This window comes from Nostoc sp. S13 (genome assembly GCF_029379315.1).
In the GTDB taxonomy this organism is placed as follows: domain Bacteria; phylum Cyanobacteriota; class Cyanobacteriia; order Cyanobacteriales; family Nostocaceae; genus Nostoc.
In genome coordinates, this window is record NZ_JAQYWQ010000015.1 from 41,000 (window position 1) to 54,652 (window position 13,653).

General features: G+C 41.1%; 16 protein-coding genes and 2 pseudogenes. 13 read left to right on the top strand and 5 right to left on the bottom strand.

The features are described from left to right. Nucleotides 1-83: 83 nt before the first annotated feature. The 3 genes from PUQ00_RS07720 (at nucleotide 84) to PUQ00_RS07730 (ending at nucleotide 1,446) form a co-directional block, all read left to right on the top strand. A complete protein-coding gene (locus PUQ00_RS07720) occupies nucleotides 84-425 on the top strand; it encodes a 2Fe-2S iron-sulfur cluster-binding protein (RefSeq protein WP_300414818.1) in 342 nt (113 codons plus the stop codon). A 308-nt stretch (nucleotides 426-733) separates the two neighbouring features. Continuing rightward, nucleotides 734-1,132, top strand: a complete 399-nt coding sequence (locus PUQ00_RS07725; protein ID WP_300414821.1) for a phage holin family protein — start codon at nucleotides 734-736, stop codon at nucleotides 1,130-1,132. 122 nt (nucleotides 1,133-1,254) lie between these two features. Beyond that, nucleotides 1,255-1,446, top strand: coding sequence for a YqaE/Pmp3 family membrane protein (locus PUQ00_RS07730; RefSeq protein WP_300414824.1), 192 nt, complete (start codon nucleotides 1,255-1,257; stop codon nucleotides 1,444-1,446). A gap of 444 nt (nucleotides 1,447-1,890) precedes the next feature. Here the strand turns inward: PUQ00_RS07730 and PUQ00_RS07735 are convergent, their stop codons facing one another. Further along, a complete protein-coding gene (locus PUQ00_RS07735; protein WP_300414826.1) occupies nucleotides 1,891-2,691 on the bottom strand; it encodes a histidine kinase in 801 nt (266 codons plus the stop codon). Nucleotides 2,692-2,886: 195 nt separating this feature from the next. On the opposite strand from PUQ00_RS07735, the gene PUQ00_RS07740 reads away from it, so the two are divergent. The 6 genes and pseudogenes from PUQ00_RS07740 (at nucleotide 2,887) to PUQ00_RS32745 (ending at nucleotide 8,294) form a co-directional block, all read left to right on the top strand. Further along, nucleotides 2,887-3,111, top strand: coding sequence for a hypothetical protein (locus PUQ00_RS07740; protein WP_300414827.1), 225 nt, complete (start codon nucleotides 2,887-2,889; stop codon nucleotides 3,109-3,111). A 133-nt stretch (nucleotides 3,112-3,244) separates the two neighbouring features. Next, on the top strand, nucleotides 3,245-4,264 hold the full coding sequence (locus PUQ00_RS07745) for an aldo/keto reductase (RefSeq protein ID WP_300414829.1): 1,020 nt from the start codon (nucleotides 3,245-3,247) through the stop codon (nucleotides 4,262-4,264). Between the two features lie 209 nt (nucleotides 4,265-4,473). After that, nucleotides 4,474-5,655, top strand: a complete 1,182-nt coding sequence (locus PUQ00_RS07750; protein ID WP_300414831.1) for a CHAT domain-containing protein — start codon at nucleotides 4,474-4,476, stop codon at nucleotides 5,653-5,655. Beyond that, entirely contained in the window at nucleotides 5,643-7,142 is a 1,500-nt protein-coding gene (locus tag PUQ00_RS07755) for a tetratricopeptide repeat protein (RefSeq protein WP_300414833.1), read from the top strand. The genes PUQ00_RS07750 and PUQ00_RS07755 overlap by 13 nt, the downstream gene beginning before the upstream one ends. 89 nt (nucleotides 7,143-7,231) lie before the next feature. Then, nucleotides 7,232-7,354: pseudogene (locus PUQ00_RS07760) on the top strand (DUF433 domain-containing protein); the annotation flags it as partial. Nucleotides 7,355-8,042: 688 nt separating this feature from the next. Continuing rightward, on the top strand, nucleotides 8,043-8,294 hold the full coding sequence (locus PUQ00_RS32745) for a DUF5992 family protein (protein ID WP_366145948.1): 252 nt from the start codon (nucleotides 8,043-8,045) through the stop codon (nucleotides 8,292-8,294). A gap of 340 nt (nucleotides 8,295-8,634) precedes the next feature. Here PUQ00_RS32745 and PUQ00_RS07765 read toward each other — a convergent pair whose 3' ends face one another. After that, the gene (locus tag PUQ00_RS07765; protein ID WP_300414835.1) at nucleotides 8,635-9,138 is read right to left on the bottom strand and encodes a DUF4385 domain-containing protein; all 504 of its coding nucleotides are present in this window, start codon (nucleotides 9,136-9,138) and stop codon (nucleotides 8,635-8,637) included. Between the two features lie 76 nt (nucleotides 9,139-9,214). On the opposite strand from PUQ00_RS07765, the gene PUQ00_RS07770 reads away from it, so the two are divergent. The 3 genes and pseudogenes from PUQ00_RS07770 (at nucleotide 9,215) to PUQ00_RS07780 (ending at nucleotide 10,732) form a co-directional block, all read left to right on the top strand. Continuing rightward, nucleotides 9,215-9,682, top strand: a complete 468-nt coding sequence (locus tag PUQ00_RS07770; protein WP_300414837.1) for a VOC family protein — start codon at nucleotides 9,215-9,217, stop codon at nucleotides 9,680-9,682. Between the two features lie 39 nt (nucleotides 9,683-9,721). Further along, nucleotides 9,722-10,300 (top strand): annotated as a pseudogene (locus tag PUQ00_RS07775) (Uma2 family endonuclease). A 150-nt stretch (nucleotides 10,301-10,450) separates the two neighbouring features. Continuing rightward, nucleotides 10,451-10,732 (top strand): hypothetical protein, encoded by a 282-nt coding sequence (locus PUQ00_RS07780; protein ID WP_300414840.1) that lies wholly within the window; start codon nucleotides 10,451-10,453, stop codon nucleotides 10,730-10,732. 38 nt (nucleotides 10,733-10,770) lie between these two features. Here the strand turns inward: PUQ00_RS07780 and PUQ00_RS07785 are convergent, their stop codons facing one another. Together PUQ00_RS07785 and PUQ00_RS07790 are read right to left on the bottom strand one after the other, a co-directional pair. Then, complete coding sequence (locus PUQ00_RS07785; RefSeq protein ID WP_300414842.1) at nucleotides 10,771-11,484, bottom strand: Uma2 family endonuclease; 714 nt, start codon at nucleotides 11,482-11,484, stop codon at nucleotides 10,771-10,773. Between the two features lie 202 nt (nucleotides 11,485-11,686). Beyond that, entirely contained in the window at nucleotides 11,687-12,454 is a 768-nt protein-coding gene (locus PUQ00_RS07790; protein ID WP_300414843.1) for a class I SAM-dependent methyltransferase, read from the bottom strand. Nucleotides 12,455-12,460: 6 nt separating this feature from the next. Between PUQ00_RS07790 and PUQ00_RS07795 the strand changes: the two genes are divergently transcribed. Continuing rightward, entirely contained in the window at nucleotides 12,461-13,279 is an 819-nt protein-coding gene (locus PUQ00_RS07795) for a methyltransferase domain-containing protein (protein ID WP_300414844.1), read from the top strand. A 108-nt stretch (nucleotides 13,280-13,387) separates the two neighbouring features. On the opposite strand, the gene PUQ00_RS07800 is transcribed toward PUQ00_RS07795, so the two are convergent. Then, entirely contained in the window at nucleotides 13,388-13,621 is a 234-nt protein-coding gene (locus PUQ00_RS07800; protein ID WP_300414846.1) for a hypothetical protein, read from the bottom strand. Nucleotides 13,622-13,653 lie beyond the last annotated feature (32 nt).

Consider the following 13,653-nt stretch of genomic DNA (forward strand, 5'->3'; position numbering starts at 1 on the left):
AAAAGTATTTGGTCAATCTTCTTGTCCCAGATCCAAACACGCCAGAAAATAACAAAATGTGACTCTCAAATTAGAAACAGCAGATGGCAGTTTATCAAGTTCGATTCATCAATCCTAGTCTTGGGTTAGATTGCACCATTCCAGTGCCAGATGATCAATATATTCTGGATATGGCGGAAGATGCTCGTATCCGCCTCCCATCTGGGTGTAAACAAGGCGAATGTTCTGCCTGTATTGCCAAACTCATTAGCGGTGAAGTTGATCAAAATGAGCAAAAATTTCTACGTCCAAGTGAAATACAGGCTGGTTATGTTGTTACTTGTGTAACTTACCCCTTGTCTAATTGCACTTTAGAAACCCATCAAGAACAAGTCTTGTATAAATCAGCCCTTTACTATAAGCCTGATTCTGGAAAATCTGAGTGATTGTTGGACTATGACATTAAATTAATCTTAAATTTATCGGCTGCGTTAAACAAATTTAACGCAGCCTTAAAAACACTGCATCACGGCACTTGGGAGTTTTGCAATTAGTCAAATAGAGTAGGGACGCATAGCTAGCTGTGCGTCCCTACTTTCTATTGCATGTATATTATAACCGCTATAGTTTTCTCAATGATAGACCTAATGGTAGAAGTAAATTCTATCTTGCAAGAGAGGTTAAAACGTAGCAGATAGTTAAAGATTAGATAAGAAGTTTCAAACGAAAAATCTTTAGTTATTAGGTAAAAACAATGTTGACTCCATTATTAACCGCGCTAGCTACAGCTTTGAGCCTGTTGATTGTTGATTTAGTTGTTCCAGGCGTTAATATTGCTAATTTTCCAGCCGCCTTGATTGCCGGGTTAGTAGTTGGTTTAATAAACGGTTCATTTAAACCAGTTCTCTCTACTCTTTCTTTACCACTTAACTTTGTCACGTTTGGAGGATTTTCGCTGATCGTCAACGGTTTTTGTTTCTGGTTAGCATCAGTCCTAATTCCTGGGTTCTCAGTTCACGGAATTATTGGTTTTCTTCTCGGGCCAGTAATTTTATCTTTTGCTAACACCTTCATTAACAACTACTTTGTTGAAAGAAACCTTTTAACCGGCAGTGGTAATGTAAAAAGCCAAGGTGAATTACCTTCAAGATAAGTATTAGAAGGAGTAGAAATACCAATCTTGCTTATCACGTCTCTACTCCAAATAAAATATCCGAAGGTGGATTTCCTCATTCGGCATCTTCAAATTAAACAAAATCAAAAAGTTGTAACATCATGAAATTAGTTCGTTTTCTTCTCGGTTTGTTAGTGCCTCCTTTAGGCGTTTTCCTGACAGTTGGAGTTGGCCCAACTTTGTTTATTAACATTTTGCTTACAGTTCTAGGTTGGCTACCCGGTAGTATTCATGCAATTTGGGTTATTGCCAAGCATGAAGAACAACTTAATGAAGGGGGACGTATTTACTAATACGCAAGATTAATTTTAAGCATTTCCAATCAAATAGGGTTCGTTAGCTGGAACACCGTAACGCACCCTATTTGATTGGAATCTGCCGTTGTATTAGGTGCATACTTTGTATTTGTAAAGAAAAACATTTATGGAAAACGTCTAACGCACCATCTTAAGGATTTACAACAAATAAATTATCCAATTTTGTCGGGTGGGCATGGTAGTATCTCACTTTCGGATAAAAGCCTTGTAAAACCTCACCCCAACCCTCTGCGTGGGTTCGGAGAGGGAGCAAGAGTGTTGTTTCTCATCTAGTATATTTGCTTTCACTGAGATGCCCACCCCACAATTAGTAGTTAAGTATTTTTTTATTTATCAGTCTCTTATACAGCGATGCGTTACGGCTTTAGCCGTAACGCACCCTAATTAAAATTTACTGAGCTAAATCAACACCAAAACAGTCTATTTATGAATAGTTTCCCGCTCTTTATCAGCAGGTTCCTTATCTTTGAACAAGTCAGCCGCCGTTAAGAGTAACTCCCTTAAAGTTTGTTTGATTTGGTGCTCTTTTCTCGCTAAAGATGTACCAGCTTCACCCAGTTTATCTTCTAGCTGCGATCGCTTGTCTCCTACCTGTGCAGCTACAGATTCTGCTTGAGGACGAGCTTTATCATACCAGTGTTTAGCCTCGTCTAGATAATCTTTAACCTCCAGAGAACGTCCGCCATGACGTGCAGCTAAGTTAGCTCGGACAATGGCTAGCTGCGCTTGCAGTTGAGCGTAACGCTTCTTTAACAATCCTATTTCTTCACTACCTTTAATAGCATTGACAGCAGAATCAATTGCAGTTTTGGTACTAGCAGGTTTTTCCTTACCCGTCTCTTCAATCTCAGCCAAGATTACATCAACCTCTTGTTGGAGTTGTTCTTCTGCACCATCCAGTTGAGCCTGTAGCCGCTTGATATCTGTCTGAGTTTTAGCAATGTTTTCGTGTCTTTGACTATTAATTCCTTCCAACGCTCCTTCAATGGAAGCTGTCACTTCATCTTTGAGTTCGCTACCTTTTTCTTGGAAGTTTTCAACTACAGCAGAAACTGCATCTCTAACTAGGCTACGAAGTTCACTAGAACCTTGTTTCAACTCAGAAGCTACTTGAGAAACTGCGGATTTCACAATTTCTCGAACCCGCTCAGTTCTTAATTGTCCGGTTTCTTTTGCTTGTTGCAAATCGGCTTGAATTTGTTGTTTGATATTGTTAGGCATTTTCAACTCTTGGGATTTAACTAATTTGGATGGATAAAAGTTTCTAGAAATGTTCGTACACCCATATTATGGCGTAGTCTGATTGGGCTAGGCACTTCCTTTAGATAGAAAATTACAGCCCCAAAGAGGTGATGTGTAATATGTTGCCTATTTATGAGATGATCAAGATTTAGTGGTAGTCATTGGGAGTGAAATATGTGGCGAGTAAATATTACTTGTTCAAGCGATGCCTGGAAGCGTTATGGTACTGAATTTAAAGTGATCGCAGAGAAATATCAAGGTGAATTGATTGGTTCCAAAAAAATGCCAGATGGTACCCGCATCATGTCCTATAAAATCGAGGATGTTAGTGATGCAGAAGCCTTTCAAGAAGATTGTGCAAATTTTACTGGATTTACAACTGACTTTGAATCTCTGTAGTATTGGTTCGGACACTTATGCCTGCAAGCATATGTCAAAATCGAGAGAGGTTGAGTGAAAAAACTACTCTTCTCACTTCTGTACAGACGCGATTAATCGCGTCTCTCCCCACTCCCAACTCCTAAACTTGAAAATGAACTTACCCGCAGCTAGCCGTCTCCAACTTACTCCCGATTTAAACATCTGCCGCATATTAAATGGTATGTGGCAAGTCTCCGGCGGACACGGACAGATAAATCCCAATGCCGCCATTGAGACTATGTTCAAATATTTAGATGCAGGCTTTACTACTTGGGATTTAGCAGACCATTATGGCCCCGCAGAAGATTTTATTGGCGAGTTTCGCTGCGAACTAATTGATACTCGTGGAAAAGATGCTTTATCTCAGGTACAAGCTTTTACAAAATGGGTGCCTCGTCCAGGTAAAATGACGAAAAAACTGGTTGAGGAAAATATTGATATTTCCCTGAGAAGAATGAATGTGCAATCGTTAGATTTGATGCAATTTCATTGGTGGGAATATCAGGATAAAAATTACCTCGATGCCCTCAAATATATGGCGGAACTTCAGACTGAGGGTAAAATTAAGCATCTAGGTTTAACTAATTTTGACACGGAACACTTGAAGATTATTACCGAAGCAGGCATCAAAATTGTTTCTAACCAAGTGCAATTTTCCCTTGTTGACCGCCGTCCCGAAGTTAATATGGTGGAGTTTTGTCAACAGCATGACATAAAGCTTTTTACTTACGGTACAGTGTGCGGCGGTTTGTTATCAGAAAACTATTTGGGCAAACCGGAACCGCGAGGATTTGATCTGTCTACAGCAAGTTTGAAAAAATATAAAAATATGATCGATGGTTGGGGTGGTTGGCAATTATTTCAAGAGTTGCTGGCTATCCTGAAGGAAATTGCTAATAAGCATGGGGTAAGTATTTCTAATGTAGCAGTGCGTTACATTTTAGATCAGCCAACTGTGGGAGGTGTGATAGTTGGTGCAAGGCTTGGTGTATCTGAACATATTGAAGATAACGCCAAAATCTTTAGTTTTAGTTTAGATGGTGACGATCGCGATCGCATCAATGCAGTATCTCGCCAATCACGCGATTTATATCAGCTAATCGGCGATTGTGGCGACGAATATCGGCGATGATAGTTAAGGCTTGAGGAATTGGGTGATAATACGGTGAAGGTTATTAGACTTATCCGGAAATGAGAACTTTATTTGGCTGAAACCTAGCTCTGGAGAGGGTTTTAGAGGTTCCTGTTTTATATAAGCTAAAAAGCCAGCTATGTAAGGGTTTCAGCTATTTTGAGGTTTATTTGTGGATAAGTCTATTGTAGAAACTACCCCTGCAAGCCATGCCCCTAAACTTTGCCTTCGCCCTCAGTCAACAGCAAACTTTTGAACTGCGCTTTCAGAATGTTTCACGTCGCTTGGATAAAGCAGAGTTGGCAGCGCTGATTGATTTGTGTGAGCAAAATTACTATGCTCAACAGAAAGATCATCTACCCTATCTCACCCAGTTAGGACGGCAACTTTATCAATGGCTGGATGGTAAAGAAGGATGGCTGAGAAAGTCGCTGGATGAGGCGGATGAGCAAACGATTCTTCTAGATTTGATTAAAACCAGTGAAGCAAAGGGATTGAACCCGGAAACAGAACGGGTAGCGTTGGGATTGGCACATCTACCTTGGGAATTGCTACATGATGGTGCAGGGTTTTTAATCGAACGTCAGAATCTTTCCGTCTTACCAGTACGTTCTGTGCAGCGTCAAACCCCACTGATTGGCGTGCAAAATCGCCCATTGCGGTTGCTGTTCATGGCGACTTCTCCTGAAGATCCCAGAGTTCCACCATTAGGGTTTGAGCAGGAAGAAGCGAACATTTTGCAAGCAACTAAAGATCAGCCTTTGGCGTTGATTGTCGAGGAAAGCGGCTCGGTTGCGGAGTTAGCCAATTTGGTGAAATCCTACCCAGAAGACTATTTTGATGTCTTTCACCTCACGGGACACGGGATAATTTACACCAAAAAAGATTACGGCTCTTTGCTGCCAATAGGTGCAACGTTAGCAGACAATACCCCCTGCTTCATCACTGAAGATGAGGTGGGGAATTTGCAACTGACTACCGTCAATGATTTAGCTAAAGCCTTTCGCGGACGCTGGCCGCGTGTAACTTTTCTTTCTGGTTGTCATACGGGACAGGTTTCTAATAAGGGGACAGTACCCTCAATGGCGCAGGCATTGGTAAAGGCAGGGGCAGGTATAGTTTTAGGCTGGGCGCGTCCGGTGTATGACCGCACGGGTATTGTAGCGGCACAGGCACTTTATCAAGCTTTGGCGACGGGGGCAACAGTTGAAGAAGCAGTCAAAGCGGCGCAGCAGGAGATGATTGACGAAGAATGCACCGACTGGCATCTGTTGCGGATGTATCGGGATACGCGCCCCATTAACCAACTGGTGACAGCGCTGAGAACAAAAAATCGCAGATTGGCGATGTCAGAGGTAAAGCCACTACCCTCAACAACATGGCTCTGGTAATCGCCCAACAAGGAGACATACCTAGAGCGATCGCACTCTGGGAGCAAAACTTGGAAATATTTGAGCAGATTGGCGATGTCAAAGGTAAAGCCAATACCCTCAACAACATGGCAACGGTAATTATCGACCAAGGAGACATAGCTAGAGCAATCGCACTCTACGATCAATCCTTGGAAATATCTGAGCAGATTGGTGACATCCAAGGTAAAGCCGTTACCCTCAACAACATGGCTCAGGTAATCGCCCAACAAGGAGACATACCTAGAGCGATCGCACTCTGGGAGCAATCCTTGGAAATATTTGAGCAGATTGGTGATGTCCAAGGCAAAGCCACTACCCTGAGCAACATGGGACAGGTAATCTCCCAACAAGGGGACATCCCTAGAGCGATAGCACTCTGGGAGCAATCCTTGGAAATATTTGAGCAGATTGGTGATATCCAAGGTAAAGCCGCTATTGTGGGCTGCATGGCTCAGGTAATCTTCCAACAAGCGGACATTGCTAGAGCGATCGCACTCTGGGAGCAAAACATGGAAATATTTGAGCAGATTGGCGATGTCAAAGGTAAAGCCGCTACCCTCAACAATATGGCTCAGGTAATCATCGCCCAACAAGGTGACATCCCTAGAGCAATCGCACTCTACGAGCAATCTTTAGAAATAAAGGAGCAGATTGGCGATGTCAAAGGCAAAGCCATTACCCTCAACAACATGGCTGAGGTAATCGTCCAACAAGGGGACATCCCTAGAGCGATCGCACTCTGGGAGCAATCCTTGGAAATATTTGAGCAGATTGGCGATGTCCAAAACAAAGCCACTACCCTGAGCAATATGGGATGGGTGAGCGATCAACAAGGGGACATTGCTAGAGCAATCGCACTCTACGAGCAATGTTTGGAAATAAAGGAGCAAATTGGCGATGTTCAAGGTAAAGCCACTACCCTTAACAACATGGCTTCTCTTGCAGGTAAAACTGGAGATAAAGCTAGGCAGTTAGAGCTAAATCTGCAAGCTGCTTTGGCACTAGTACAGGTTCGTGCCTATGCTCATTTAGTGACAGTTCTGGGTAATTTAGGCGTAGCAGATAAAAGCAACGGTTTGGTTTACCTGGCTCAAGCAATCTGGCTGACGCTGAGGATTCAAACCCCCTTAGCCAACACTATTCAGTTAATCCGTGTTTTTTTATATAATGCAGTCCCTAAAAACGATGAACTAGAAGTTTTATTAGGAACAACGGCTATGTTCTTTTGCAACTACCAAAGTGAAGGTCATCCCCAGTTAGAGGAACTTCAAGAGCGTAGTTTCGAGATGATATCAGGGGCGGCAAGTGCCCAAGGAATTGAGACACAGGAAGCATTTGATAATTGGTTTGTTCAGCAACGGCTAAATGATCCAGAATATTTCCTCCCCCGACTCAATCAACGTCTAGAGGAGATAGTCGGCGATCGGTGGTTGTTTGACCGCAGTCAAGTTTCAATGGGTGAATAAAGGGAAATGCGATCGCATTACTCTTAAATTAATTGGCGACAATGTAACCAGCTTATGCAATCCCTCAATATCACACTGCCAGATGCGATATGGAACCTCAACTAATACAGAGTTCTCCCGACATCCTTTCTGGTACACCAGTTTTCTATGGAACTCGCGTACCAGTACAAACATTGGTTGATTATCTCGAAGCAGGCGATCGCCTCGACGACACTACAGCTATTAGACTTATCCACAAATAAACCTCAAAATAGCTGAAACCCTTACATAGCTGGCTTTTTAGCTTATATAAAACAGGAACCTCTAAAACCCTCTCCAGAGCTAGGTTTCAGCCAAATAAAGTTCTCATTTCCGGATAAGTCTATTGTTACATAATTATGATTTATGTTGGATTGCTGAGGGGAAATGCGATCGCGTTAATCTTAAATTGGTGACAATATAACCAGCTTATGCAATCCTTCAATATCACACTGCCAGATGCGATCGCTAATACTCTCAATGCCTATAAGTAAGTCGGCGTTAAAAAATGAACCTATATAACAAAGTATAAAGTCAGCAAAAAGCTTATAAATGAATCGTTCCATGGTTTTACAAAAATTAATATACCTTGGTTTTATTGTGCCAACTTACTTATGATATAACTATCATTGTTGACTTGTTGCCATCTAAGCAACACAGTAGAAGCTTGAATTACTCACTATATCCGTTACTTTAAGTAATAATGAGTACTTCGTTAGTCTGTAATATGCACAACAGAAAAATAGCCTGGAGATTAATAAAATGTTGACAGTTATTAAACGTTTGTTCATCGGTACACTAACACTTGTTTTTCCATCTGGTATCTTTTTAACTACTGGAGTTGGCGTTGCTAAAGCTGACTATTTAGTTAAAAACGCATAGATCACAACTGTTCAAAATACTTCATCTAATGGCGATAATTATGCTGTTGGTGTAAGCGGTGGAATCGGTCCTTGTATCAATCAGATAGTAATCTTCCCTGCATCAGCAGTACTCAATCGCGATATTCACTCACGTGGCTATCAAGCTGCATTAACTGCACTAACTCAAGGATATTTAGTAAGTATTTACGACTATTCTGGTACTTCTTGCAGTAATGGAGGTCAAATATCTATTAGCAAACAATCAAACTAAGTACAGGATTTCATAAGTTCGTAGCGTTATTAAATCTTGTAAAGCCTTACTAGTAGGTCGCTCAATTCGTTACGAACTTATAATAAAAGACAGACTGACAATAAGTTGAAAGAGGCGCTAAACGATTCTGGAATCCCAGATAAAGACCTATAACGCCCAATTACCCCATTGGACTCGCCCTAACGCCCGATGCTGCCTCTAGTAGCTAGGGTGTTTTGCTTTGTGGTTTAGACGCAGTACGCCACAACACAGCAATGGGCTATACAGACAAAACCCACGGAGGTGGGTTTCAAATTCCTGAGTCCGCGCAGGCGGAGGAAAGATTGTGTAGCGGCGATTTCTAATCACCAGGTATATTTATTTGTAAAGGTGAGATGCTCTCATACATCTGTTTATGTTTGGCTAAAAGGTCTTGATATTTCTCATTTGTCTTTGCTTCTACCCACTTGGCTTTAAATATTGCTGCTGACTCGGCTTTAACTGGGTCTACTTCATAAGGAAGAATCTCTTTTTTGGAATCTGAAGTTTCCGAATTTTGTTTATATTTCCTGCCACTTTTATGATTAGCATAACGGCGAGAGCGTGTATAGCCCATTTGGATAAACTTCCTTGCCATATCTGCGCCGACAAAATCATCTTCTTCTAGATATGCAAGAAAAATCTCGTATATTTTTTCACTCGACTCTCTAGCAATATCAGGAGTTTTAAACCGCCAGTAGGGAAGAATTTCCGATTTGTATGGTTCAACCAAAAGTACACCCTGCTCACCCTTTCCAACACGATAAAGTTCGGGATGTTGGCGAAAATCGATATTTTTAAAGTCTAAAGAATAATCAAATGGCATGATAGATTTTTATTATTCATAATAAACTTTAAGAAAAAGTTGAACTTCTATCCTAGTAAAGAGATTTTGTTCTACTATGCTATCTAGTACCCAATCCGTAAACAGTCTCCTTGCGCCAGGAAATCTGCGTAAAGTACATCACATTGCCCTCAACGTCCAGGATATGCAAGCCTCGCGCTACTTTTATGGCACAATCCTGGGTTTGCATGAACTTACAGGCGACGAAGTACCCGCAACCCTAGTGAAACTTGTCGCATCTGGGAAAGTAGCCAACTTCATCACCCCGGATGGGACAATTTTGGATTTATTTGGGGAACCAGATTTAACACCACCAAATCCAGACCCAGAAAAGACTTTCACCAGAGCCTACCATCTCGCCTTTGACATCGATCCGCAGTTATTCGATCGCGCGGTGACAGTGATCAGAGAAAATAAAATAGCGATCGCTCATGGCCCAGTCACTCGTCCTACTGGTAGAGGAGTGTATTTTTACGATCCAGATGGCTTTATGATTGAAATTCGTTGCGATCCAGATGTCCATTAAAAATTATTTGTCAGCGAACAAAAAACGGTAAATGCTTCTATGACAGCACTGACATTAAACCTTAATTCAATTATTAAACTGACAAGAGAGCAGTTCTATCATCTGTGTGAAGAAAACCCCGATTTAAAATTAGAACGCAATGTCCAAGGAGAATTAGTCATAATGCCACCAACAGGAGGAGAAACTGGAAAAAGTAATGTTAATTTAATTCTGCAATTAGCATCATGGAATGAACAAAAGCAACTAGGCGAAGTTTTTGATTCTTCAACTGGATTTACTTCACCAAACGGTGCTGACCGTTCTCCTGATGTTTCTTGGGTAGAAAAATATCGTTGGGATAGTTTGACTAAAGAACAAAGAGAAAAATTTCTTCCTTTATGTCCTGACTTTATAATTAAAATAATGTCGCCATCTGACACTTTAAGAAAAGTTTAAGAAAAAATGCATGAGTATATGTCAAATGGGTGTCGTTTAGGTTGGCTGATAAATCGAAAAAAACAGGAAGTTTAAATTTATCGTCCCGGACAAGATATAGAAATTTTAAAATCACCTCAAACTCTTTCCGGGGAAACTGTTTTACCCGATTTTACACTCAGTTTGAAAAAAATTTGGGGATAATAATGTTTGAAAATGCCCGCACAGAACATAGGCTAGGCTAGCATAACTGTGCTAGCCTACTGTATTTCACAGAATTGATAAATGCTCGATGCCAAAAGTGGCAACAATTTTTTAAAGTCCAATAGTTAATCTACTATGATCGGCAAACTCATGCAAATATTTAAAGTAATTGAAGACACAATCACAAAACCACCAATTCCCCACGAACCATACAAGCAATCATTGAAAGCGTGGGCAATGTATTGTTTGCGAGACAAAGGTTTTATAGTCGTTTATGCTCAAAATGCCGACTTTGCTATTGAGAGGAAAGGCGCAGAAAATCTGTATTTTAAAGTTTCAAATAGCCCTGATGATTTAGATAATTCTCTAAGCTGGATTGTTTGGGATAGCGCAACTAAAAGTGCCAGTCTCATTCCCCAAAAAATAGACTGATGCCCAAATATTCATCAAATATTTTCCTGATTCTTTAACTATTCTGGCTCTTGAATTCTGACTCCTGAATTCTGACTAGACAACTGCTGCACAAATATTTGATATTCTGGTGAATTTAATCCCAACTGCAACACAGCCAATACTTGCTGCATATTCCCAGCAAGTAAATCTGACATTGATAACCACAAACCAGGAAATACTTCACTTTTGATAATTCCATCTACTTCCACTTCTAAGGAGACATATTCTCCTTGTTGCAGGCGAAACCAATCTAATTTGTTTTCAAATATTTGCCAAATAATGTATTCTTTTACCCCATTGCGACCATAAACTTTTTTTTTGTCATATAAATCAATAGCAACACTGCTAGCTGCTATCTCTATTACGAGTTCTGGCGCACCTTCGATGTAATCATCATGACTTAAACGAGATTGTCCTTGAGATCTTGGTGTTATTAATAGCACTCCATCAGGTTGCGGTTCATTGTCTCGATCTAAGCGGACTGTTGGCTTAATTCCCAATCTCACACCAGGGGTTGATGCTTCATAAACTCCCAACCAAGTGATTGTATGACCATGTGGTTCAGCATGACTTTCAAAGCGTAACGGGGATGCCAAGTATACAACTCCTTCAATTAATTCTGCCTTTTGATGACGGGGCATTGCTTGATAGCGCCGTTCAAATTCGTAGCGAGTGAGGCGATCGCCATTTTCTAAAGGAGGAATTCGCTGCTTGAGTGATACGTTGACCATGATTTTCTGCTCTGGCAAAGAGTCTTACTTTATTATGGCTTAGTGCATATTTTTCTTGTGATCCACTGCCCAAGCCTTATCTTGTCAAATAATCGCTATATAGCCCTTCTGGGTTGAGTTCAATACAGACCTAATCCCCACTTCCCTACTAGCGTTGGGGAGTAAGCCTCAAAGCTTCTCTCCTTTTAGGAGAGAGGTCAAATTATATTGCATACAAACGAGAAGCGCTAGAATCAGGTTTCTCAAACACCATTAAATGCTGTCGAGGTAACAAGTTTTTAGTTTCACGCCAAACTAAACCAACAGCTTGCATTTCTTTACGGACTTGCTTTTGAGTCATCTTGTGCAGACCTTTAATCATAATAAAGGGATTTTCACCTCGATACTCAACTAGCACTACCCGACCACCTGGTTTAAGTCCTTTGACAATTCCTTGCATCACTTCTTGGGGATACTCAAGTTCATGGTAAGCATCCACCATTAACGCCAAATCGACACTTTCAGATGGTAAGTTGGGGTCGCTAAGGGTTGCTAAAACAGGCTCAACATTAGTGATATTTTTCCCTTTTTTGAACAAATCAATGATTTCCAACATTTCTGGCTGAACATCTACAGCCAACACCTTACCTGCTGTTAATAAAGGCGCGATGCGAAAGCTCAAGTAACCTGTACCAGCACCAATATCCGCCACCACATCATTAGGTTTTAGATTGAGGACACTGACTACCTTACTTGGCTGTTCCTCTCCCTCTCGGCTTGGACGTTCTAGCCAGCCAGCGCCAGTGTATCCCATAACTTTGGCAATTTCTCGCCCCATGTAATATTTGCCGATACCATCTGGACTGTGGATTATCCGTTGTTCGTAAACTGTTGTGGATGAAGACGCAGCTTGTACTGTCAGGGTTGGGTTCAGCAGCAAACAACTCAATATCACAACAAGAGTTACTATAAAGTGGAGAAAATTTGACATTTGGTTATGACTGATCAGGATAGCTATAAGCAGCAACTAAGAGAATTTTATGGTAGTAGAACGACTTATGACTATGAAGAAGGTACTCGCCATCCTCTAGAAGCCAAGCTCTTACTTGAATTTGTGCCACTAAATTCGGGACAGAAAATCCTTGATGTGGCAACTGGAACAGGTTTAGTAGCGATACCCGCATCTGAAAAAGTTGGTTCAGATGGTTATGTGATTGGGATTGATATGACCCCTGGAATGTTGCATCAAGCAAGACTTAAGATTGCCGCAGCAAGATTACAAAACATTGAGTTGATTGAGGCAGATGCAGAATATTTCAACTTTAGTGATAGTAGTTTTGATGTTATCTTTTGCTGTGAGGCACTTGTACTTTTTCCTGATATTCTTGCTACTTTGCAAAACTGGTATCGCTACTTGAAAACAGGAGGGTATGTAGCATTTACCTGTCCTCCCGAAACTGCTTTTATGGCATCTCTTCAACAGAGGATCTGCGCTAGAGTTTTGGGCGAATCGCTACCACATATCCTTGAACCACTGGGGACTCCAGAAAAATGTCGAAATTTGCTCAATCAGGCAGGTTTTAGAGATATCGAAATTAAGATTGAGCCATCAGGACGTTATCGCCAGCTTAGGGATAGCAGATTATCTGGGACAGTAATTAATATAAATTTTAAAGGTAATCCGTTGTTGTCAAAATTATCAGAAGAACAATTAAATCAGTTGCAAGTTGAGTACAAAGCAGAAATTGAGAAATTAGCAACTGAGCAAGGTCTTTGGGAAGACACTACAAAGTTCTTTGTTCGCGCTCGAAAATAAATTGATGAGCAAAGCTTTAGTTCTAACCTGACCAATGATTCCTTGATGGTACAGAGCAAGTGCAATACGCTTGGATTAAGGTAAAATCTTTTGTCAAAGTCAATTTTTTTATCGTAGACGCAAAGCGGCTTGCCGCAGGCTACCACAGAGGCGCAGAGAACACCGAGACAAGAAAGAAATGCTTAACTGAACTGTATTGAGATTTGCGGATTTATTCGTGGGGTCATCCAAAATCCAAAATCGTTCGACTGAGCGACTTGCCTTGAGCGTACCCCTACGGGGAAGCAAGCTACGCGCAGCGTCTGGTAGAGAAGCCGAAAGGAGCAGAAGTCTAAAATCCAAAATTGTCTGACAGTTTAACCTCATAGACCGAT